This is a genomic window from Natrinema salsiterrestre, from assembly GCF_029502005.1.
Taxonomy (GTDB): domain Archaea; phylum Halobacteriota; class Halobacteria; order Halobacteriales; family Natrialbaceae; genus Natrinema; species Natrinema salsiterrestre.
The window spans coordinates 46,743-69,195 of sequence record NZ_JAMQOT010000004.1; the positions used below are offsets into that span (position 1 = coordinate 46,743).

The 22,453-nt window shown below is 66.9% G+C and carries 23 protein-coding genes; 18 read left to right on the forward strand and 5 right to left on the reverse strand.

Annotated elements, in window-relative coordinates; all coding sequences use genetic code 11:
* Positions 1 to 21 precede the first annotated feature (21 nt).
* The 16 genes from NDI89_RS12155 (at position 22) to NDI89_RS12230 (ending at position 17,747) form a co-directional block, all read left to right on the forward strand.
* Positions 22 to 1,254: a CbiX/SirB N-terminal domain-containing protein gene (locus tag NDI89_RS12155; RefSeq protein WP_277521878.1), complete on the forward strand. Its 1,233-nt coding sequence runs from the start codon at positions 22 to 24 to the stop codon at positions 1,252 to 1,254.
* Between the two features lie 39 nt (positions 1,255 to 1,293).
* On the forward strand, positions 1,294 to 1,674 hold the full coding sequence (locus tag NDI89_RS12160) for a hypothetical protein (protein ID WP_277521879.1): 381 nt from the start codon (positions 1,294 to 1,296) through the stop codon (positions 1,672 to 1,674).
* A 91-nt stretch (positions 1,675 to 1,765) separates the two neighbouring features.
* Entirely contained in the window at positions 1,766 to 2,137 is a 372-nt protein-coding gene (locus NDI89_RS12165) for a DUF3209 family protein (RefSeq protein ID WP_277521880.1), read from the forward strand.
* A gap of 2 nt (positions 2,138 to 2,139) precedes the next feature.
* The gene (locus NDI89_RS12170; protein WP_277521881.1) at positions 2,140 to 3,423 is read left to right on the forward strand and encodes an outer membrane protein assembly factor BamB family protein; all 1,284 of its coding nucleotides are present in this window, start codon (positions 2,140 to 2,142) and stop codon (positions 3,421 to 3,423) included.
* Between the two features lie 337 nt (positions 3,424 to 3,760).
* Positions 3,761 to 4,684 carry an ABC transporter substrate-binding protein gene (locus tag NDI89_RS12175; protein WP_277521882.1) on the forward strand — a complete coding sequence of 308 codons (924 nt, stop codon included), beginning with the start codon at positions 3,761 to 3,763 and terminating at the stop codon, positions 4,682 to 4,684.
* 39 nt (positions 4,685 to 4,723) lie between these two features.
* On the forward strand, positions 4,724 to 5,395 hold the full coding sequence (locus NDI89_RS12180; protein ID WP_277521883.1) for an ABC transporter permease: 672 nt from the start codon (positions 4,724 to 4,726) through the stop codon (positions 5,393 to 5,395).
* 34 nt (positions 5,396 to 5,429) lie between these two features.
* On the forward strand, positions 5,430 to 6,233 hold the full coding sequence (locus NDI89_RS12185; protein ID WP_277521884.1) for a phosphate ABC transporter ATP-binding protein: 804 nt from the start codon (positions 5,430 to 5,432) through the stop codon (positions 6,231 to 6,233).
* An 18-nt stretch (positions 6,234 to 6,251) separates the two neighbouring features.
* A complete protein-coding gene (locus NDI89_RS12190) occupies positions 6,252 to 6,983 on the forward strand; it encodes a TOBE domain-containing protein (RefSeq protein WP_277521885.1) in 732 nt (243 codons plus the stop codon).
* Positions 6,984 to 7,331: 348 nt separating this feature from the next.
* Positions 7,332 to 7,754: a universal stress protein gene (locus NDI89_RS12195; protein ID WP_277521886.1), complete on the forward strand. Its 423-nt coding sequence runs from the start codon at positions 7,332 to 7,334 to the stop codon at positions 7,752 to 7,754.
* A 99-nt stretch (positions 7,755 to 7,853) separates the two neighbouring features.
* The gene (locus NDI89_RS12200) at positions 7,854 to 8,354 is read left to right on the forward strand and encodes a universal stress protein (protein WP_277521887.1); all 501 of its coding nucleotides are present in this window, start codon (positions 7,854 to 7,856) and stop codon (positions 8,352 to 8,354) included.
* A gap of 142 nt (positions 8,355 to 8,496) precedes the next feature.
* A complete protein-coding gene (acs, locus tag NDI89_RS12205; protein ID WP_277521888.1) occupies positions 8,497 to 10,497 on the forward strand; it encodes an acetate--CoA ligase in 2,001 nt (666 codons plus the stop codon).
* 132 nt (positions 10,498 to 10,629) lie between these two features.
* Positions 10,630 to 12,849, forward strand: coding sequence for a bacterio-opsin activator domain-containing protein (locus NDI89_RS12210; RefSeq protein WP_277522275.1), 2,220 nt, complete (start codon positions 10,630 to 10,632; stop codon positions 12,847 to 12,849).
* A 267-nt stretch (positions 12,850 to 13,116) separates the two neighbouring features.
* A complete protein-coding gene (gene acs / locus NDI89_RS12215; RefSeq protein WP_277521889.1) occupies positions 13,117 to 15,096 on the forward strand; it encodes an acetate--CoA ligase in 1,980 nt (659 codons plus the stop codon).
* A gap of 58 nt (positions 15,097 to 15,154) precedes the next feature.
* The gene (locus tag NDI89_RS12220) at positions 15,155 to 15,601 is read left to right on the forward strand and encodes a DUF4212 domain-containing protein (RefSeq protein ID WP_277521890.1); all 447 of its coding nucleotides are present in this window, start codon (positions 15,155 to 15,157) and stop codon (positions 15,599 to 15,601) included.
* Positions 15,598 to 17,283, forward strand: coding sequence for a sodium:solute symporter family transporter (locus NDI89_RS12225; RefSeq protein WP_277521891.1), 1,686 nt, complete (start codon positions 15,598 to 15,600; stop codon positions 17,281 to 17,283). The genes NDI89_RS12220 and NDI89_RS12225 overlap by 4 nt, the downstream gene beginning before the upstream one ends.
* A gap of 2 nt (positions 17,284 to 17,285) precedes the next feature.
* Positions 17,286 to 17,747 carry a universal stress protein gene (locus NDI89_RS12230; RefSeq protein ID WP_277521892.1) on the forward strand — a complete coding sequence of 154 codons (462 nt, stop codon included), beginning with the start codon at positions 17,286 to 17,288 and terminating at the stop codon, positions 17,745 to 17,747.
* A 78-nt stretch (positions 17,748 to 17,825) separates the two neighbouring features.
* Here the strand turns inward: NDI89_RS12230 and NDI89_RS12235 are convergent, their stop codons facing one another.
* From NDI89_RS12235 to NDI89_RS12245, 3 genes are all read right to left on the reverse strand, one after another.
* Positions 17,826 to 18,047, reverse strand: a complete 222-nt coding sequence (locus NDI89_RS12235; RefSeq protein ID WP_277521893.1) for a DUF8119 family protein — start codon at positions 18,045 to 18,047, stop codon at positions 17,826 to 17,828.
* 89 nt (positions 18,048 to 18,136) lie between these two features.
* Positions 18,137 to 18,502 (reverse strand): cupin domain-containing protein, encoded by a 366-nt coding sequence (locus tag NDI89_RS12240; RefSeq protein ID WP_277521894.1) that lies wholly within the window; start codon positions 18,500 to 18,502, stop codon positions 18,137 to 18,139.
* A gap of 54 nt (positions 18,503 to 18,556) precedes the next feature.
* Positions 18,557 to 19,033 (reverse strand): cupin domain-containing protein, encoded by a 477-nt coding sequence (locus tag NDI89_RS12245; protein WP_277521895.1) that lies wholly within the window; start codon positions 19,031 to 19,033, stop codon positions 18,557 to 18,559.
* A 209-nt stretch (positions 19,034 to 19,242) separates the two neighbouring features.
* Here NDI89_RS12245 and NDI89_RS12250 point away from each other — a divergent pair, with 209 nt between their 5' ends.
* Positions 19,243 to 19,806 carry a tRNA (cytidine(56)-2'-O)-methyltransferase gene (locus NDI89_RS12250; protein ID WP_277521896.1) on the forward strand — a complete coding sequence of 188 codons (564 nt, stop codon included), beginning with the start codon at positions 19,243 to 19,245 and terminating at the stop codon, positions 19,804 to 19,806.
* A gap of 45 nt (positions 19,807 to 19,851) precedes the next feature.
* On the opposite strand, the gene NDI89_RS12255 is transcribed toward NDI89_RS12250, so the two are convergent.
* Positions 19,852 to 20,505, reverse strand: a complete 654-nt coding sequence (locus NDI89_RS12255) for a hypothetical protein (protein ID WP_277521897.1) — start codon at positions 20,503 to 20,505, stop codon at positions 19,852 to 19,854.
* Positions 20,506 to 20,631: 126 nt separating this feature from the next.
* Here NDI89_RS12255 and NDI89_RS12260 point away from each other — a divergent pair, with 126 nt between their 5' ends.
* The gene (locus tag NDI89_RS12260; RefSeq protein WP_277521898.1) at positions 20,632 to 22,206 is read left to right on the forward strand and encodes a class I adenylate-forming enzyme family protein; all 1,575 of its coding nucleotides are present in this window, start codon (positions 20,632 to 20,634) and stop codon (positions 22,204 to 22,206) included.
* 64 nt (positions 22,207 to 22,270) lie between these two features.
* On the opposite strand, the gene NDI89_RS12265 is transcribed toward NDI89_RS12260, so the two are convergent.
* Positions 22,271 to 22,453 carry a hypothetical protein gene (locus NDI89_RS12265; protein WP_277521899.1) on the reverse strand — a complete coding sequence of 61 codons (183 nt, stop codon included), beginning with the start codon at positions 22,451 to 22,453 and terminating at the stop codon, positions 22,271 to 22,273.

The following is a 22,453-nucleotide window of genomic DNA, read 5'->3' on the forward strand; positions in this document are numbered from 1 at the left end:
CGATCGAGACATCCGATACTGATGAGCACACCCGACCAGACCACGCACGCACCCACAGCCGGGTTCGACGACGAGGCCGTTCTGCTGATCGGCCACGGCTCCCGGCGCGAGAAGTCGAACGAACAGGTCCGCGAACTGGCCGCCGACCTCGAGTCGCAGCTGGGAATCCCGGTCGACGCCGCGTTCCTCGAGCTCGCGGAGCCGGCGATCGACGAAGCGTTCGCCCAGCTGGCACCCGTCGCGTCGCAGGTGACGGTCGTCCACTGTTCGCTGTTCGCCGCGAGCCACGTCAAGAACGACGTGCCGCTCGCGATCGAGCAGGCCCGCGCCGAACACGACCTCGAGATCAATAACGGCGCACATCTGGGGGTCCACCCGGCGATCCTCGACCTGCTGGACGACCGCGCCGCGACCGTCGAGCGCGAACTGGGCGTCGACCGCGAGGACGACGACGTCGCGGTCGTCGTCTGCGGCCGGGGCTCGAGCGATCCCGACGCCAACGGCGACGTCCACAAGCTGGCCCGCCTGCTCTACGAGGGTCGGGAGTTCGACCGCGTCGAGGCCTCGTTCATCGGCGTCACGGAGCCGACGCTCGAGGACACCCTGCACGGCCTCTCGAAGCACCGCCCCGACGCGGTCGTGGTCCTGCCGTACATGCTCGGCGACGGCGTCCTCACGCAGCGAGTGCGCGACTGGACGGCGGAGTTCGACGAGGACTATCCCTACGTCGACGCGCTCGCGGGGGATCCGCTCGGGACCGACTCCCGACTGCTCGACGTCTTCGCCGACCGCTGGGAGGAGGCCCGCACCGACAGCGTCGAGATGTCCTGTGACACGTGCAAGTACAAGGTCGACCTCGAGGGCTACGAGGAGGACGTCGGCGGCGCACGGGCCATGCTCCGCGCGCTGGCCCACCAGGAGGCCCACGCCGACCGCGACGAGATCGACGAGGAGCCCGACAGCCACGACGCGCCGGAAAAGCACGTCGCGGTCTGCACCAACCAGACCTGCGCCAAGATGGGGTCGCCGGCGGTCCTCGAGCGCCTCCGTCAGGAGGTCAGGGACTCGGAACACTGCGACGCCCGTATCACGCGGTCGTCCTGTCTGGGACGCTGTGGCGACGGGCCGATGGTCGCGGTCTACCCCGACGGCATCTGGTACGGCGGCGTCGAGGACGACGACGCCGAGCGGATCGTGGGCGACCACCTCGATCGGGATCGCATCGTGAGCGAGCTCGTCGACCAAACGTTATGACCGAAATACACTTTTTCCGAGGGTGTAAATCTATACGCAGTGGTGTATGGAAAGAATTCGGCATCGCTTGCGGCATACTACGCGATCCTCGTGGCGTTCGGTGCGATGCTGCTGGTCCCGGATCCGACCGGCGCGCTCAACGTCCTCGTTGCGATCGCTGGCCTCGGTATCGTCGGGGTCGCGCTGATCGACGGATCAGTTCGCGAGCTGCGCCCGGGAATCGGCGCCCTGTACGCGTTCGGCATCGTTGCGTCGGTCGGCGTTTGGGCGCTGCAGGACCCCCTCTGGGCTTCCGAAGTGTACGGGACGGTCGTCGAAGTCATCGCGGTACTCTCACTCGCCGTCTTGCTCGGCACGTATCTGATCGCCCGACATCGTGGAACCGGCGGCGATCGTTCACTCGCCGATCGGACGGGGTAGTAGACGACGCATCGACTCCCTCGGCGACTTCTCACGTCGGGGTTGCACCGATATCGATCGAGCGAAACAACGGACCACGTTATCGACACCTATGAGCTGCTACGAAATCGAAGCGCTACGACTCGGACTGATGAACGTCCTCGGCGTCGGGGACGACAGCACCCGCGATCACGCGGAGAAAGAACTCGAGGGCCATCTCGAGGGCCCCATCAAGGGCCTCGCGGAGGCCGACAGCCTCGCGGAGATCGAGCGCCACCTCGACGCGGCGCTGGTCGACTTAGAGGAGGAAGTGGCCGCAATGGACAGCGACGACCCCGAATTCGATTACACGCGGGGGCGGCTGCTGGCGGTTCGCGACGCCGAGCGAGCGGTCCAGCGCCTGAGCGCACAGGGAGAGAGCATCGTGGACGGGCTCGGCGACGCACACGACACGCTCCACGAGACCTTCCCGGTAGAGGAGTAACCATGGCCGACACTGCCGATACCGAACGCGATCTCCCCCTCGAGTTCCGGTCGGTCCCGCTCGGCGAGATCGAGACGGCCCGGAGCCGTCACATGTGGACCCGATCCGCGGTCGGCGTGGCGGCGTCCGGTGACCTCGTCGTGACCGGCGAGTGGGACGGGACCGTCACCGCCCGCGAGGCCGACTCGCTCGAGACGCGGTGGACGGCCGATCACCCGGACCACGCGGTCGGGATCGCGTCGCTCGAGAGCGACGGGGAAGACGGCAGCGACGAGACGATCGTCGTCGCCGGACGCGGCGAAACCGGAACGATCGCGGCCTACGACGCCGAGACGGGCGACCAGCGCTGGCGGTACGACACCGTCGAGGACGTCGGCGAGGCGGTCAAAGACACGGTCTTCTACCTGCCCTACGCGGTCGCGCTCGAGACCGGATCTGAGGGCCGCCTGTACGCCGCCGCACGACGGTACGAACGCGACGGCGACCACCGCCAGTGGCACAGCACCGTCTACGCGTTCGATTCCGACGGGTCCGTCCGCTGGACCGACGCGACCGACGCCTCGCCGATCGCGATCGATCTCGACGCCGACGGCGAGCGCCTCGCAGTCGGCTACAACCGCTGTATGGGCGACCACGACACCGGGCTCGTGGTGCTCGAGGCCGAGTCGGGCGAGCGACTGTGGAGCTGGGACCCCGGCACGGAGGGCGATCGACGCGTCGGCGACGTCTCCTTCGACGGGGAGTCGATCGCCGTCTCGAGCCACGGCGACAAACGCGGCTACCTACTCGGGCCCGGCGGTGCCGAGCGCTGGCGCGTCGACCTCGCAGTGGAGACCGAGATCGACGACGAGACGCTGTACGCCTATCCGAACCACGCGTACGCGAACGACGGTCGCGTGGCGTTCGTGACCGGCAACACCTACGCGGTGGAGAGCCGGGAGACCGAGAGCCGACACCCGAACGAACATCGGGTCGCCGCGTTCGATGCGGACGGCGACCTCCTGTGGGACGACGAAGTCCGCGGCTTCGTTCACGGCCTCGCCGCCGACGGCGGGCGACTCGTCGCCCCCTGCGCCCAGAACTTTCGGCTTCGCGATCCTGATACCCACGCCGTCCGCTGGTTCGACCTCGAGTCCGGCGCGGGCGGGTGCGAGCGCCTCGAGGGGATCGGGACGGCGGCCGCCGTCGAAGACGGGACGATCGCCGCCATCGAGGAACCCGTCGAGTACCACGACGAGGGCCGGACGCGCGGTGAATACGCGCTTCGCGTCGGCTCGCTCGAGTAGCGCCGTCGATCGGTCGTTTTCTTCGAGCACGGCGGTTCCTGTCAGTTACGGGAGACGGAAACGGTGGCGGGGGCTCTCGAGTCAATTCCGATGGTGCCTCCCAGCAGGCGCTGATGGACGGAACAACGACTGTTACAACGGATGTGCGATCCGTCCACAACGTTGCGGTAGCGGTGGCGGCCGCCGAGTGACACTGGTGTGGTTCGACCCTTCCGCTCACCGTAACCGGAAGCAGTTACTGTTTCGCGCGGAGAGCCCGCTCGAGAGCCCTTCGTAACCGGTATCGAGTCCTTCGAGCGGTACGTTTATGTGATTGTGTTCCATCGTTGTTCCCGATATGGAATATCGACGTCGGGAGATACTGGGTGCGAGCGCGACGGGGATCGCTGCCGCTGTCGCGGGGTGCCTCGGCTCGGGCGGCGACGGCGGCGAAGCGGGGATCGCGGGCGAGGAGTTGGCGCTCGCGACGACGACCAGCACGTACGATACGGGGCTGCTCGACGAGGTCAACGCCGCGTTTCAGGAGCGGTTCGGAACGCCGGTCGCGGCGAACGCACAGGGGACCGGTGCCGCGATCGAGTCGGCGCGCAACGGGAACGCCGACGTGATACTGGTCCACGCGCGCTCGCAGGAAGACGAGTTCATGCGAGACGGGCACGGAGTCAATCGGCGCGACCTGATGTTCAACGACTTCGTGATCGTCGGTCCCAGTGATGATCCCGCGGGCGTCGGCGATACCGAGCAGGCGACGGCGGCCTTCGATGCCATCGCGAACGCGCAGGCGCCGTTCGTCTCGCGCGGGGACGACTCCGGAACGCACACCAAGGAGCTGGCGATCTGGGACGCGGCCGGCGTCGAGCCCGGCGGCGAGTGGTATCAGGAACTCGGTCAGGGCATGGGGAACACGCTGAACAACGCGAGCGAGTCGGGGTCGTACACGCTCGCCGATCGCGGGACCTTCCTCTCGATGCAGGACAACGTCGACCTCGAGATCCTGCTGCAGGGACCGATCGAGGGCGGCCCGGAACTGCTGGCGAACCCCTACGGAATCATGGCGGTCAATCCCGAGATCCACTCGAACGTCAACTACCAGCTGGCGATGGCGTACATCGGGTTCTTCACGAGTCCGGCGGGACAGGACGTGGTCTCGAACTACACCGCAAACGGGCAACAGCTGTTCTACCCCGAGGCGCTATCGGAGGACCCGGACTTCCAGCAGTACGTCCCGGAGGGCTGGCAGTCCGACGGCGACAGCGAGTGATCGTCAGGCCCACTATCCACACGGACCGACCTACCACCGATGCCATTCGAGTCCATCGCCGATCCCACGTATCTCCGGAGTATCGTCCGGGTTTCGCTGACGGTGAGCCTGACCGCCGTCCTGCTGAGCACGGCGCTTTCCCTGCCGATCGCGTTCGCCGTCGGCTTCTCGGAGTTCCGGGGCAAACGGCTGATCACGGCCGTCATCAACACGGGGATGGGCTTTCCGAGCGTCGTCGTCGGACTGCTCGTCCTAATGGCGCTCTCGAGCAGCGGCCCGTTCGGATCGCTGGAACTCGTGTACACGCCCGAGGCGATGATCCTCTCGCAGTGCGTGCTCGCCGCACCGGTGATCACCGGCGTCGCGCTGTCGTCGGTCGAGAGCGTCGACGAGGCCGTTCGGGACGCGGCCTACGGCGTCGGTGGGACCCGCGCCGACGTCGCCCTGATCACCCTCAAGGAGGCGCGATTCGGGGTCGTCACCGGTGTCCTCGCCGGCTTCGGCCGCGCGATCAGCGAGGTCGGATCGGTCCTCATCGTCGGGGGCAACATCGCCTACGCCGACGGCACCTCGAAAACCCGGACGATCACGACCGCGATCACGCTCGAGACGCGCCGCGGCGAGTTCGAGACGGCGCTGGTACTCGGTGCGGTCCTGCTCGCGCTCGTCTTGCTCGTCAACGGAGTCGTCATGCGACTCGGAGGGCGATGACCGTGCGACGGACCGCGACGGAGGTGACCGCGCGGTGAATCTCGACCTCGACGACGTCTCCTACGGCGTCGACGGAACGGCGATCCTGTCGGACGTCTCGCTGTCGGTCGGCTCGGGCGAGGTCGTGACGGTCATCGGTCCCTCGGGGGCCGGCAAGACGACCCTGTTGCGGCTGGCGGCGCTGTTCGAGCGGCCGACCGGCGGCGCGCTCCGCTGTGACCGAACCGATCCGTGGGCGCTGTCTCGCGAGGACCGCCTCGCGGTCCGGCGGCGGATCGGGATGGTGTTCCAGCGTGCGAGCCTCTTCGAGACCTCAGTGGCCCGTAACGTCGATATCGGCCGGCGAATCCGTCGGCCCTGGCCCCAGCGCCTGCGCGGGTTCGGACGGCGCCTCGCGGACCGGCTGGTCCGGGACGAGCCGACCGTCGACGACCGCGTCCTCGAGGCCCTCGAGCTGGTCGGGCTCGGGGACGCGTGGGACCGAGACGCCGCGTCGCTGTCCGGCGGCGAGGCGCAGCGAGTGTCGTTCGCCCGCGCGCTCGCGACCGATCCGGACCTGCTCGTCCTCGACGAGCCGACCTCCGATCTCGACCCGCGGAACACGGCGATCCTCGAGCAGGCGATCGATCGATCGCGCGAGCGGGGCCACGGCGTCTTGCTCGCGACCCACGACATGCACCAGGCCGAGCGGGTCTCCGACCGGGTCGCCTTCCTGCTCGACGGCGAGCTGGTCGAGATCGGGCCGGCCGAGCGGGTCTTCGAGGACCCGCGCGACGAGCGGACCGCGCGGTTCGTCCGCGGCGATCTGTTGTACGATGACAACGAACTTCTGGCCTGACGACGAACGGCGAGTCGAATGGAAAAGGAGTTCGACCCCTACCTCCGGATCGACGACGTCGCCGTCGATCGGAGCGACGTCGAGATGCTGCGCGCGATCGACGACCGCGGATCGCTGTCGGGCGCAGCCGAAGCGCTCGAGCGGTCCTACCCCCGCCTCCAGCAGCGGGTCGTCGAACTCGAGGCGGCGATCGGGGCGCTGGTCGAGCGCACCCGCGGGGGAGCCGACGGCGGCGGCAGTTCCCTGACGGCGACGGCACGGGACCTGCTGGCGCGCTTCGACCGGCTGGTCGCGGCCTACGAGGGCGTCGCCCGCGTCGACGAGACGGTACTCGAGGGGGCGGTCGTCGACCGCGACGGCGAACTCGCGACCGTCGAGACCGGCGTGGGGGAGATTCTGGCGGTCGTCCCAGCAGAGGCCGTGACCGCGTCCGTGACGATCCGCTCCGACGCGGTCAGTCTGCACGCGCCCGACGACGTGCCCCGAGCCGAGGGGACGAGCGTCCGGAACCGGTTTCCGGGAACCGTCTCGTGGCTCGAGGCCGGCGACGCCGTCGCTCGAGTGGGGGTCGATCTCGAGGCGGCCGACGGGACGGACGGGGACGGCACCGAGCTCGTCGCGCTGGTCACCCGCCGGAGCGTCGAGGCGCTGGGGCTCGAGCCGGGCCGTTCGATCGTCGCGTCGGTGAAGGCGACGGCGGCGCGCGGTGTCGCGAAAGAGAAACGGAACCCCGACGAGAATAGCGGCTGACGGATCCGTCGAACCGTATCGTGGTCGCTGTAGCAGGGATGGGAGTTCTGACTCGGGTCACGTCGCAGGGATCGACGATGAATCGAACGTGTTGCTCGTGCTGGCAGCACGGAGGTGCCACCCCCTCCCCAACCGATCGCGGTCCTTGCTCCCACTGGTCGCTGCGGTCCTCATCCATCGGAAGACGATCCGCGTCTTCCGAGCAGTCGCTCGTTGTACTCGCGACGACCTCGCGCAGGGTCGTGTCGCAGTTCGCCGTCGGCTCACAGCGACACAGCGCGCGCCGCAGCAGACGGAACGATTCGGCAGAGCCACAGGTCTTTCTCGAGGGGGGTCGTATCACCGCCCATGTACGACGCCATTCTGGTGGCGACCGACGGCAGCGAGGCCGCGGCGACGGCGATCGATCACGCGATCGCGCTGGCTCAGCGCTTCGACGCGCCGCTGTACGGGATCGCCGTCGTCGACGAGCGAACCGAGTACGACACGGGCATCGTCGATCCGAAAGAGGCCCGGCGACACCTCGAGGAGCGAGCGGCGGGCTGGCTCGCGGACCTCGAGGCGACGGCGACGGACGGTGACGTGGCCGTCGAAACGACGGTTCGATCGGGCGTTCCCCACGAGGAGATTCTCGACTATGCGGCCGAGCGCGATGCGGATGCGGTCGTGCTCGGCTCCCGGGGTCGCTCGTCGTTCAAGGGTGCGCTGCTCGGCAGTACCGTCGACAGGGTCGTCAGGACCGCGGATCGTCCCGTGCTGGTCGTCGGCTAACGCGGAGGTCAGTCCAGCGATCGGTCGTTCGCCGGGGGGTCGAAGCGAACGGGTAGTGGAGGGAGAACATTTACCTCCGCTGTCGTGTGAACTACCCGTATGTCACTGCTCGTTCCCTTCGACGGCTCGAAACTGGCGACGCAAGCGCTCGAGCGCGCCTCGACCTTCGGCGACCTGCTCGACGAGGACGTCGTCGTCCTGACGGTGATCCCGGACGACTCCGACTACGCCCAGGAACGAGGGTGGATCACGCAGGGCGAGCCGTTCGATGCGGAGGCGATCGCCGAGGGAATGCAGACTCGGGCGCTCGAGGTCGCCCCGGAAGCGACGATCCAGATAGAACGAGTCAGTTCCGACGAGCCGACGGCGACGTCGACGACGAACGTCGTCCGCGAGATCCGCCGCGTCGCGGGCGAGGTGGAGGCGTCGGTCGTTTTCATCGGCTCGGAGAACGCGGGGTCGGTCATCGCACCGCAGTCGAGCGTCGGCAGCCCGGTCGCGAACGACCAGCGATACGACGTCTACGTCGTTCGCCACCCGGACGTCGACGTCGACGCGGAAGACGTCGCCGATATCGACTCGACGACGGACGAGTTCTAGGCGATCGGCGTTCGCGTCTCGGCCGCGCTGGCCGATCGAACGGCGTCCGCGGATGCGTCGTGTGCCCGCGCTCGTTCCCGCCCACCGGCTTGCGATTCGGAGGAACGTTTATTCCCCTGAGCGACCACGGTTCGGACGAGATATGGTCGATCGGAACGGGTGGGACCGAGACGCGTCCGAGTCCACCGGCCCCACCTACACCCCGCCGGAGTCGTTCGTCGAACAGGCGAACGTCGCCGATCCGGGGATCCACGACGAGTTCGGAGCGGAGTGGCCCGACTGCTGGGAGCGTGCGGCCGCCCTCCTCTCGTGGGAGGAGGCGTACGATACCGTCCTCGAGGACGAGGACGCGCCCTTCTATCGCTGGTTCGCGAACGGACGGCTCAACGCCTCGTACAACTGCCTGGACAGGCACCTCGAGTCGGGGCGAAAGAACCACGCCGCCATCCGCTGGGAGGGTAAGCAGGGCGAGCGCCGGACCTACACCTATCGGGACCTCTACGTCGAGGTCAACGAGTTCGCGGCGGCCCTGCGGGAGCGCGGCGTCGAGGAAGACGACGTCGTGACGATTTACTTGCCGATGATCCCCGAGCTACCGATCGCGATGCTGGCCTGTGCCCGCATCGGCGCGCCTCACAGCGTCGTCTTCGCCGGGCTCTCGGCGGACGCGCTCGCGACGCGGATGGACGCGGCCGACAGCGAGTATCTGGTCACCTGCGACGGCTACTACCGGCGCGGCGACGCCTTCAACCAGAAGAGCAAGGCCGACAACGCCCGCATCGACCTCGAGCAGGACGTCCGAACCGTCGTGGTCGACCGGCTCGGCGACGACCTGCCCCACGTCCTCGGCGAGAACGAGTGGGATTACCACGCCCTTCGCGAGGAGTTCGCGGGCGAAACCGTCGAGCCGGTCTCGCGGGACGCCGAGGACATGCTGTTCCTGATGTACACCTCGGGGACGACCGGCGAGCCGAAGGGCGTCGTTCACTCGACGGGGGGCTACCTCGCGCACGTCGCGTGGACGAGCCACGCCGTCCTCGACGTCAAGCCCGCGGACACCTACTGGTGTGCGGCCGATATCGGCTGGATCACCGGCCACTCCTACATCGTCTACGGCCCGCTCGCGCTGGGCACGACGACCGTCATGTACGAGGGGACGCCGGACTATCCCGACCGGGACCGGCTCTGGGAGATCGTCGACCGGAACGCCGTCGACGTCTTCTACACGGCCCCGACGGCGATTCGCGCGTTCATGAAGTGGGGCTCGGACTACCCCGCGCGACACGACCTGTCCTCGCTGCGCCTGCTCGGCACCGTCGGTGAGCCGATCAGCCCTCGACCCTGGAAGTGGTATCGCGAACACATCGGCGGCGGCGAGTGTCCGGTCGTCGATACCTGGTGGCAGACCGAGACCGGCGCGGTCACGATCTCGACGCTGCCGGGGATCGACGACATGAAACCGGGCTCCGCCGGCCCGCCGCTGCCCGGAATCGACGCGCGCATCGTCGACGAGGCGGGCGAGGACGTCGATGCGGGGGAGACCGGCTACCTCACGATCGGTCGCCCGTGGCCGGGGATGGCCCGAACGCTCTACGACAACGACGAGCGGTTCGTCGCGGAGTACTGGCAGCGCTTTTCCGACCCCGCCGAGGACGACTGGCGCTACTTCAGCGGCGATACCGCCCGGATCGACGACCACGGCTACATCACCGTCCTCGGCCGGGTCGACGACGTGATCACCGTCTCCGGCCACCGCCTCGGGACGATGGAGGTCGAACACGCGATCGCCGACGTGGACGGCGTCGCCGAGGCCGCCGTCGTCGGCCGCTCGAGCGAGACCGGTGACACCGAGATCTACGCGTACGTGAGCACCGAGCGCGGCTACGAATCCGACGCGGCGATTCGGCAGGCGATCCTCGACAACATCGAGTCCGCGATCGGCCCGATCGCCCGGCCCGCCGCGGTGATATTCACGCCGGAGCTCCCCAAGACCCGCTCGGGGAAGATCATGCGCCGACTGCTCGAGGACGTCGCCAACGGCGAAGAGCTGGGGGACACGAGCGCGCTCCGGAACCCGGAGATCGTCGGGGAGATCCAGGCCGAGATCGGGACGGACGGCGACCGCGACGAGCCGCATCGCTGATGCTTCGGTGATTCTATTCACGCGAAACCGCTGGTCCTTCATCGAACCGGGTAGAATCGCAATGCCGAGTCGGATGCCGGGGAGAGGCGATACAATTATGTTCGCGTCTCTAGAATGTGCGAACCAGAACCGATGAGCCTCGAGGGGACCGGGGAGGCAGTGCTCACGCGGCGGGAGTACGAATCGCTGCTCGACGCGGCCGAAACCTACCGCGAGGCGCTGGTGGTCCGGCTCTGCGGGGACGTCGGGCTTCGGCCGACCGAGCTGCCGCGGCTCGCGATCGACGACATCGAGCAGGTGCGGATCGATCCGCCGCGGTACCTGATGCGGGTTCCGACCGACGACGACCGGGGAACCCGCACCGCGTACCTGCCGACCCGCGTCGAACGCGAACTCCGGCGGTACGCCCGGAGTAACGACCTCTCGCCCGACGACCGGATATTCACCGTCACCCCCCGCCGGCTCCAGATGCTGGTCTCGGACGTCGCTACCCGTGCCGGCGACCTGTTCGACGAATCCGGGCTCGCCGACGCCTCCACCAGCGACCTCCGGCAGTACTTCGCCCACACCGCACTGGTCGAGCACGACGTCAATCCGCGAGTGGTCAAGGCTACGGGCGGCTGGCAGAGCTTCGAAGCCCTCGAGTCGTACCTCCCCGAGCCGGCGGACGCCGAGATCGTCGACGCCTTCGACGCCGTCGAGGGGCCCTCGAGCCCCCGCTCGGGCGACCCACAGCCCGGTCGGGCGGTGGGCGACGACAGCGTCGTCAGACTGTTGCTGGCGGCCAGCGACCGCTACGCGCTCGTCCGACTCGACGCCGACGGCTACGTCGAACGCTGGAACCGCAGCGCGGCCGCGCTGTTCGGCTACCGGGCGGGCGAAATCGTCGGCACGCACGTCTCGACGTTCTACACCGACGAGGCAGTCGACGCCGGCGTTCCCGATCGGACGCTCTCGAGGGCGCTCGAGGAGTCTGGCGTCGAAACCGACGGCTGGCGGGTTCACGAGGACGGCTCGCAGTTCCACGCGACCGAGGTCGTCTCGCCCCTGCGGGACGACCAGGGAACGCATCACGGCTTCGCCGTGTTCGTCCGCGACGGCACCGCCGCCCGCGAGGAACTCGAGGCCGTTCGGGAGCGACGTGACGAGCTCGACGATCTGTACGCGGTCGCCCGGCGTCACCGTGCGGTGACCCGCGCGCTGCTCGAGTCGACCGACCACGAAGAGATCGAGACCGCGACCTGTACCGCACTCACCGACGGGCGGGCCTACGCGTTCGCCTGGATCGACCGGGCGACGATCTCGGATCGCCGCCGGGAGTGGCGTGCGGCCAGCGGCATCGACCCCGGTTCGGTCGAGCGAGTCGTTCCCGATGCGTGGCGCAACGACGGGTCGACAGCACCACTCGAGCGGTCGCCCCCGGGAGACGACGGCGGGTCCGGGCCGGACGGGCGAGTGAGCGTCGCGGACGGCGTCACGGCGACCCTCGACGGCGACACCTCGTTCGACGGAGCCGTCGCGAGAGTCTCCCTCGCCTACGGCGACACCGTCTACGGGACGCTCTCGGTCGCGACCGAACGCGACGGCGCGTTCGAGGACGACGAACGCGCGTGGCTCGCGACGATCGGCCGGCAGGTCGGCTACGCCGTCGCCTCCATCCGCCGACGGAACCTCCTGCTCTCCGACCGCGTCGTCGAACTCGAGATCGCCTGCCGGGACGACGGATCGTTCTTCGTCGACGCCTCGCGCCGGCTCGACTGCCGCTTCGAACTCGACTCGCTGGTCCCGATCGGGGAGTCGACCCAGCTGTCCTACGTCCGGCTCGAAGGGGCGTCGCCGGCCGACGTGTTCGAGCTCGCCGACGACGCGCCCTGGATCGAGGACTGTCGGCTGGTCGAGACCGACGAGGACGGCTGGCGCGTCGAGTTCGTCCTTCGGGGGTCGTCTCCGATCCTCACGTTGACCGAATACGGCGTCACCGTCCACGAGGCGGTCTTCGAGGGCGGATCGGCGACGATCACCGGCGATTGCGCGGCCGACGCCGACCTCCGGACGATCGTCGACGGGCTTCGCTCCGCGTTCCCCGACTCGGAACTCCTCGGAAAACGGGAAGCCGAACGGACCGTTCAGACCGCCCGCGAGTTTCGCGAGGGCCTCGAAGACCGGTTGACGGACCGTCAGGAGGCCGCGCTCCGGGCGGCGTACTTCGGCGGCTACTACGACTGGCCCCGGGAGAGCACGGCCGAGGAAGTGGCCGACGCGATGGGGGTCTCCTCGCCGACCCTGCACAACCACCTGCGGAAAGGCCAACACGAGTTACTCCGGACGTTCTTCGACGAACCGGGCGGGTGACCGACCCCGTATCGGCGGCCGGCACCGGCACCGAATTAAGTCTCTAGACGTACCGATCAGTGGTATCAATATACTGTTATCTGGGGCGCGAGTCGAGGGGAACCAACCCGTCGCGCCGGCGACGAACCGGGGTGTGACCGGCCCACCGATCGATTATCACACCCTAATATAGTCATTATATGCTAGATTCTCCTCTCACTATCGGGTCGATTTTGCACAACTAGAGGCCGTCTTTACTAAGTGGGTTATCCATTGAGTGGGTGTACCATGTCACAGGAGGATGCCAATCTCGAGGCGCGACTCGAAGAGCAGGAGGCGTTCGAGCCCCCCGAGTCGTTCGTCGAGCAGGCAAACGTCACCGATCCGGGGATCTACGACGAGTTCGAGGAGAACTGGCCGGAGTGTTGGGAGCGCGCGGCCGAGTTGCTCTCGTGGGACGAGGAGTACGACACCGTCCTCGAGGACGGAGACGCACCGTTCTACGAGTGGTTCACCGGCGGCGAGCTCAACGCCTCGTACAACTGCCTCGACCGGCACGTAGAGGAGGGACGCGGCGACAGCGTCGCGATCGAGTGGGAGGGCGAACTCGGTGAGACGCGCACCTACACCTACGACGAGCTCCTCGACGAGGTCGAGGACTTCGCCGCGACGCTGCGGGACCTCGGCGTCGAGGAGGACGACGTCGTCACGCTGTACATGCCGATGGTACCGGAGCTGCCGATCGCCATGCTGGCGTGTGCCCGCATCGGCGCGCCACACAGCGTCGTCTTCGCCGGCTTCTCGGCCGACGCGCTCGCGACGCGGATGAACTCCGCCGACAGCGAGTACCTCGTCACCTGCGACGGCTACTACCGGCGCGGAGACCCGCTCGATCACATCTCGAAGACCAACGAGGGCCTCGAGGGCGTCGAGCACGAGGTCTCGGACGTCGTGGTCGTCGACCGACTGGGCGACGACCTCGAACACGACCTCGCGGACAACCAGCACGACTACGACGAGCTGGTGGCCGACCACGAGGGGTCGACGGTGGAGCCGGTTCCGCGGGACGCCGAGGACATGCTGTTCCTGATGTACACCTCGGGGACGACCGGGAAGCCGAAGGGGGTCAAACACACCACCGGCGGCTATCTCGCCTACAGCGCCTGGACGAGCCACGCCGTGTTGGACATCGAGGCCGACGACACCTACTGGTGTTCGGCGGACATCGGCTGGATTACCGGCCACTCCTACATCGTCTACGGCCCGCTCGCGCTGGGCACGACGTCAGTGATGTACGAGGGGACGCCGGACTATCCCGACAAGGACCGGCTGTGGGAGATCGTCGAGAAGAACGAGGTCGACATCTTCTACACCGCGCCGACGGCGATTCGCGCGTTCATGAAGTGGGGCGAGGAGTACACGCAGAACCACGATCTCTCCTCGCTGCGCTTGCTCGGCACCGTCGGGGAGCCGATCAATCCGCGCGCGTGGAAATGGTATTACAAACACATCGGTAACGAGGAGTGCCCGATCGTCGACACCTGGTGGCAGACCGAGACCGGGGGCATGATGATCACGACGCTGCCGGGGATCAACACCATGAAACCCGGCTCGGCGGGGCCGCCGCTGCCGGGCATCGACGCCCGCGTCGTCGACGCTCAGGGTGAGGAAGTCGATGCCGGCCAGGCCGGCTACGTCACGGTCAACAACCCGTGGCCCGGAATGCTCCGCACCCTGTACGACAACGACGAGCGGTTCATCGAAGAGTACTGGCAGGAGTACTCCGACGAAGACGCCGACGAGTGGGTCTACTTCCCCGAGGACGGCGCGAAGATCGACGAGGACGACTACATCACCATCCTCGGCCGGGTCGACGACGTGATCAACGTCTCCGGCCACCGGCTGGGAACCATGGAGATCGAGTCGGCCGTCGTCGGCGTCGAGGGGATCGCCGAAGCCGCCGTCGTCGGCGGCGAGCACGAGGTCAAAGGCGAGGCCGTCTACGTCTACGCCATCCCCGAAGACGGCTACGAGGATCGGGAAGACGAACTCGAGGAGAAGGCCATGCAGGCCGTCCTCGATTCGATCGGGCCGATCGCCAAGCCCGAGGAGATCGTCTTCACGCACGAACTGCCGAAGACGCGCTCGGGCAAGATCATGCGTCGCCTGCTCGAGGACATCGCGAGCGGGAACGAGCTCGGGAACACCTCGACGCTGCGCAACCCCGAGGTCGTCGACGACATCGCAGAACAGGTCTCGAGCGACTAACACTCCCATTTCGATTTTCGAGAATGACAGACGACACGAGAATACGACTCGCAAACATATGACAGATAATAACAGCCACGATTCGACTGACAATCGGACCGCAACGGACGGGGGGATGGCCGGACAACCCGGCCAATCCCACCGAGATACCGACTATCTCAGTGCGGAGGTGAACTTGCTGAATCCGAGCACGCCGTTCATGCGCGACCACCTTCGCATCGTCTGGACGGGCTTCGTGATCTGGTTCGTCATCGTCTTCGGACCGGTAACGATGACGCGGCTCGCTCCGGGCGTGATGACGACGGAACTGCCGGTGATCGGATTCCCGCTGCACTACTTCCTGGTCGCGACCGTCGCGCCGACCGGTGCGTTGATCCTCTCGTTCTGGTACTCCCGCAAGCGCGACGCGCTCGACGCGAAGTACGGTATCGAACATCAGACGGCCGAGGAAACCGGACGCGGCGGCGGAGACGCTGCGGCGACTGACGGAGGGATCGACGAATGACGGGCGCTGCGAACGTCGTTCTCCAGAGCGGCCTCCTTCCGGAGGGACTGAACGTCTCGTTCAAGCTCGTTCCGGCGATCCTGGTCCTCTCGATGCTGCTCCTGTTCCTCGCCATCGGCTTCGTCTTCCGCGTGGCCGACACGGAGAACATGTGGGTCGCGGGACGATCGATCGGGAACGTCGAGAACGGGATGGCGATCGGCGCCAACTGGATGTCGGCCGCTTCGTATCTCGGGATGGCGGCCCTGATCGCACTGTCGGGCTTCTACGGCCTGGCGTTCGTCGTCGGCTGGACGACGGGCTACTTCATCCTGCTGATCTTCATGGCCGCACAGCTGCGCCGGTTCGGGAAGTACACCGCGCCGGACTTCGTCGGGGACCGCTTCAACTCCGACGCCGCACGCGCGATCGCGGCCATCACGACGTTCCTCATCGGGTTCGTCTACGCGATCGGGCAGGCCCGCGGGATGGGTCTGGTCGGCCTGTACATCTTCGGTGACATCGGCCTCCCGGGACTCTCCGGCTACCAGTCGATGGTCGTCTTCATGATGGCCATCACGGTCGGCTACCTGACGCTCTCGGGGATGCTGGGCGCGACCAAGAACATGGCCGTCCAGTACACCATCCTCATCATCGCGTTCATCGCCGGCCTCTACGTCGTCGGCTTCACCCAGGGGTACTCGACGGTGCTTCCCCACATCGAGTACGGCGCACTGATAGGCGAGCTCGGCAGCGAGTTCAGCGAACCCTTCGTGAGCGGGAGCTACTACCTGTGGATAGCCACGTGTTTCTCGTTGATCGTCGGCACGTGTGGACTTCCACACGTGCTCGTGCGGTTCTACACGGTCGAAAGCGAGCGGACGGCTCGCTGGTCGACAGTGTGGGGCCTGTTCTTCATCTGCCTGCTGTACTGGAGCGCCCCCGCGTTCGCGGCCTTCGGGACCGACCTCTACGGCGAGAACGTCGGCGCAGTGTACGGCGACCCCGGCATGAGTAGTGCCGCGGGCGACGTCATCGTCGTGCTGGCGGCCCAGCTGGCGGAACTGCCCCAGTGGTTCGTCGGACTCATCGCAGCGGGCGGCATCGCCGCAGCGATCGCGACGGTCGCCGGACTGTTCATCGCCGGCTCGTCGGCCATCTCCCACGACATCTACACGAACATCATCAACCCCGACGCCACGCAGCGCCAGCAGATCCTCGTCGGCCGCCTGAGCATTATCGCGCTGGGCGTGCTGACGACGCTCGCTGCACTGGACCCCGCGGCACCCATCGCCGCGCTGGTGTCCTACGCGTTCTCGCTGGCCGGCTCGGTGCTGTTCCCGATGTTCTTCCTCGGCATGTGGTGGGAGAACACGAACCGGCAAGGTGCCCTCGCCGGAATGCTCACCGGACTGAGCATCTGGAGCATCTCGATGATCAACGAAGTGGTGCCGACGTATATCAGCAGCGTCGAGGGCGCGTTCGTCCCGGTACTCGCGCAGTGGATGCCCGCGATCGGCTCGGCGCTGATCGCGGTCCCGATCGTCTTCACCATCACCATCGTCGTCTCGATGGTGACCGACGAACCGCCGATGGAAACGAAACGGGTCGTGCGCCAGTGTCACAGCCCCGAACCGATGACCCAACAGCAGACGGCGGAAGACGTCGTCACTGATGGTGGCGAAACTCCAGCAGACGACTAACAATGTACGAGAAAATACTCGTTCCGACGGACGGCAGTTCGACCTCGGAGGCGGCCGTCGAACACGCGGTCGACCTCGCCGAGAAGTACGAAGCCGGACTCCACGCGCTGTACGTGATCGACACCGACTCGATGAGTCTGAGCCTCGGCGGCGAACAGCTCGATCGCATCGAACAGGGCCAGTACGGCGAGATGACCGAAGTGCGAGAGCGGGCCGAAAAGGCCACCGGCTACGTGGCCGACCGGGCTCGAGAGCGCGGCCTCGAGACCGTCGAGCACGTCTCGGCCGGGAAGCCCCACTCGCTCATCGCCGATTACGTCGAGGACAACGGCATCGACCTCGTCGTAATGGGATCCCACGGGCGGTCGGGCATCCGACGTGCACTGCTCGGTAGCGTCACCGAACGGACGCTCCGGTCGACGCACACGCCGGTTCTGGTCGTCGACGCCGACGGACGAGAGTAGCGACACGCGGGTTGCGGCGCGTTTTTTGTGACGCTTTCCGGCCAGCGACAGCGATGGCGGAGATCGTTCGTGAGGACCCTACTGGTTTTGCTGGCTGGTCGCGAGGTCGAAGTTCCAGAGGAAGCCGAAGTACGCGACGATTCCGGCGAGCATGAGTAGATAGTACACCGTGGTCGGGGGCTCGAGGAAGTAGTTAATGAGTTCGACCAGCGTCACCCAGACGACCGCGAACGCGAGATCGGTCAGTATCCCCCAGCGTTCTTCGCGGGCGGTCGCTATCCACTCGCGAACGTCCGTCATCGGCCGATCACCGCGTCGGACTGAGTCATCACGCGAGTGTTTCGCAGGGGGCCGAAAAAGCCTATCGACGTCTCGACGACCGTGCCGGGTCACTCGTCGTAGAACTCGTCGACATCGCGCTCGGGGAACGCCGGCGTCGCCGCGGAGACGTACTCGAGGGTGGTATCGCCGGTGTTCTCGAGCCCGTGTTCGGTGTTCGCCGGGATGTGAACCAGATCGCCGGCCTCGACCGCACGTTCGTCGTCGCCGACGGTCATCACGCCCTCGCCGGCGACGATGACGTACACCTGCTCGGGGTCGTGTTCGTGACGGAGCTGCCGTGCGCCCGGTTCGACGTCCACCCAGGTGATCGTCAAGTCCGTCCCCGCGGCGTCTCGCCGGGAGTGCAGGATGTGAGAAACGAGCCCGTCGTCTCGACTCAGTGCCGGTACGTCGGATTTGTTTACGGACCTCATAGAATTAAAATACGCCCCTCCTGCCATAACTATTCCGCCGATCCGCCGGCGTCGTCACTCCTCCCAGTAGTCCGTCTCGTCGTCGATGCGGTAGTAGCCCTCGAGCGAGCGGTCCTCGCGGCCGCCCGGCGGGGAGCCGACGTAGACGCCGAACTTGTTCATATCCGGGTAGACCGTCACGTCCGGCTCGTTCATCGTCGACATCGCCAGGTATCGGAGCGGCTCGTCGCCGTCGTTGACGACTCTGTGGCCGCCCCCCTCGTTCGCCGGGAACGTCGCGTAGTCGCCGGTCTTCAGGGGCTCGAGCCCGTCCGGCGTCTGGAGTTTCCCCTCGCCAGCCAGCACGTAGATCGCCTCCTCGTTGGCCGCGTGGTAGTGGTAGGGCCACGACCGCATACCGGCGGGGAGTTCGTAGAGGCTACAGCCGAGGTCGGACGCGTCGACGGCGTTCGAGAGTTCCTTCCGGCGGAACGCGGTTTCACCGTGGTCGTACTCCTTCCACTCGACGTCGGATTCGTTCGTCTTTCGCATACGGTATCCCACTCACGTCGAGTACGTATGGATTTGCGTCGCACTGTTCGGTTCACCGGTTGGCCTTCAGCGCGCGCCACCGCAGATCCGGCGCTCGTCTCGAGGGACGTCGGTCGTTTTCCGTCCCGATCCGTCGCGGGTCGAACCCGATCGGGCGGCAGCGGGCGGAAAACGAAACCCCCTAACCGCCGCCGAGAGTGGATAGACGCATGCACGACGACAGCGAGGTCGCCGTCCTCCGGCTCGGCCACCGCCCCGGCCGGGACGACCGGATGACGACCCACGTCGGCCTGACCGCCCGGGCGCTGGGAGCCGATCGCGTCCTCTTTCCCGACAACGCCGGCCAGTCGCTCGAGACCGTGACGGACATCACCGACCGGTTCGGCGGTCCCTTCGAGGCCGAACTCACCGGGTCGCCGCAGGGAGTGATCAACAACTGGGCGGGGCGGGTCGTCCACCTCACGATGTACGGCGAGCGCGTTCAGGACGTCGAGGCGGATATCCGGGCGGCACACGCGACCGAGGGCGAGCCGCTCCTGCTCGTCGTCGGCTCCGAGAAAGTCCCCTTCGACGTCTACGAGGCGGCCGACTGGAACGTCGGCGTCACCAACCAGCCCCACTCCGAGGTGGCCGGGCTGGCCGTCTTCCTCGACCGGCTGTTCGAGGGGCGGGAACTCGAGCGGGAGTGGGACGACGCTGACCGGCAGGTAATTCCGAAGGAGACGGGCAAGCGCGTCGAACCGACGGAGTCCGAATCGGAACGGGAAGAGTGACGGGGAAACCGTGTCGCCGTCGCGCTGAGTCAGCTAGCCCGGCGTTCAACCAGCCGACCGAAACAGTCGGAACGGACGGAAGAGACGGGCGAAAACCGCATACACGACGTTCCGAACGAACGCGCTGGCACCCATCTCGTCCTCGTCGATCGCGTATCCGTTACCGACCCGCTCGATCGGTCCCGAATCGCCGTGGATCTCGAGCAAGCGCTCGAAATCTTCGTCCAGCAGTCCGGTGCGGTCACAGATTTCCGCTTTCGTGAGCGGTCGGTCGGCCGCGCGGAGTTCCTCGAGCAGCCAGCGGTTGTGCTCGCCGACGAGGAGGAGCTCGTCTTCCGTCATGTCCTCTTCGTCACGCGCAGTTCCGTCCCCAGTACGCCACGTATAGACCCCATCGAGACAGATCCAGAACCCGATGGCGAGCAACGACCCACCGAACAGGCGGCCGCCGTCTTGGAGTTGAACGACGCCGGCAGCGATGGCGAACGCACCGAAGGCGATTCCGGCGATACCCGGGCCGATATCGAATCGCTCGAGGAGCGGTTCGGCGAGCGGCGTCACGACTGCGGCCCCGAGGACCGTTCCGATCAGGCTCGCGTCCACTCCGAGACGGAGGAGTACGACGGCGACGCCCGCGGAAACGACGATATCGGACGGATCGATCCGGTCGCGAAACCTGGCGAGCGACTCGCGGAGCATCCTATTGGCGGTACAACATGACGACTCCTAAGCGTATCGTTCGGGTGATCGATGAGCCCTCGACCGGTTCGGCCGTTAGATGTAAGCGAGGAAAACCTTTTATCGTGACCTTCGGTATCACGATACATGGACCTGGACGCAGTCGATGACTCCGCACTTGACGGCAACGTCGCGACACTGTTCGATCAGACCGCGGCCCATCACGGAGATGCGCAGGCGATGGAACACCACGGCCGGCGCTGGACTCACGACGAGGTACGCGACTGGACTGCGGAACTGGCCGGCGGACTCCACGACATCGGCCTCGAGCCCGGCGACCGAATGCTTCTCTTCCTGCCGAACTGTCCGCAGTACCTGATCGCCTCGATCGGCGCGTTCAAAGCCGGCGTTGTGATCTCGCCGGTCAATCCCCAGTACAAGCGCCGGGAGGTGGCCTACCAGCTCGAGGACACCGAGGCGAGCGCCATCGTCACCCACCCGGCGCTGCGGGAGGTCGTCGACGAGGCGCTCGAGGACGCCGACACGGACCTCGAAATCATCACGATCCGAAGCGAGGACTGGCCTCGGAATCCGGACGACCACGCGTTCGAGGAACTGCGGGGCGAGCCGACCCTGGTCGAGCGCGCGAACGACGACGTGGCATTGTTGCCCTACACGTCGGGAACAACCGGCGATCCGAAGGGCGTCCAGCTCACCCACGCCAATACGCGGGCACAGCTCATGTGGCCGCTGACCGCCTCCAACGTCGACGTCGAACCCGAAGACGTCCGCAGCCTCACCTGGCTCCCGCTGTATCACATCACCGGGTTCACCCACACCGCGCTCCAGCCGCTGGTCGGCGGCGGGCGGCTCTACTTCCGGAGCGCGCTCGAGTGGGACCCTCAGGAGTGCATGCAACTGATCGAGGACGAGGGGATCACGCACTTCGTCGGCGTGACGACGATGTACGCGGACATGGTCGAAGCCGACGACTTCGGCGAGTACGATCTCACGAGCCTCGAGTCGGCGTCGGAGGGCGGCGCGAAGCTTTCCGCAGCGGTCCAGGAACGGTTCGAAGAGACCGCCGGCGTGGACATCTCCGAAGGGTACGGTCTCACCGAGACCCACGGGGCGACCCACACCCAGAGCGGCTCGACGTTCGGCCTCCGACACGGCACGATCGGCCAGCCCCTGCGGATGACCGATTGCAAGATCGTCGACGATTCGGGCGAGGAGGTCGGACCCGGGGAGGAGGGCGAACTCCTCGTGCGCGGCCCGCAGGTGATGACGGGCTACCACAATATGCCCGAGGCCACGGACGCCGCCTTCACCGACAACGGCTACTTCCGGACCGGCGACGTCGCCCGCCGCGACGGCGACAACTACTACGAGATCGTCGACCGGAAGAAACACGTCATCGTGAGCGGCGGGTACAACGTCTACCCCAGCGAACTCGAGGGGCTCCTGCTCGAGCACGAGGCCGTCGCGGACGCCGCCGTCGTCGGGATCCCGGACGAGCGGCGCAACGAAGTGCCGAAGGCGTTCGTCGTCCCCGCCTCCGGCGTCGAACCCGGCAGCGACGTGACCGCCGACGAGATCAAACAGTTCTGTCTCGAGGAAGTCGCCGAGTACAAACACCCCCGCGAGGTCGAGTTCATCGACGAGCTCCCGCGGACGACCAGCGGGAAGGTTCAGAAGTACAAACTCGAGGACGAGGAGTAGACCGGCGACCCAGCCAGTGCGTTCGTTCGACGAACGCGCCGCGCAGATTGGAGCGTTCTGTTCGTCAACAGAAGTACACCCAGAACGCGTGGCCGTCCGGACACGCGACTGTGGCATGGTCGCCGAATAGTGCGACGGACCGTCTGACTTCCAGTTCGACGTCCGTATTCGGAATCGAGACGGCCGTTTCTCGCTCGCAGTGGGGACAGGACACGGCAGCCAGCTCTCGTTCCGGAGTCGTCGCCAT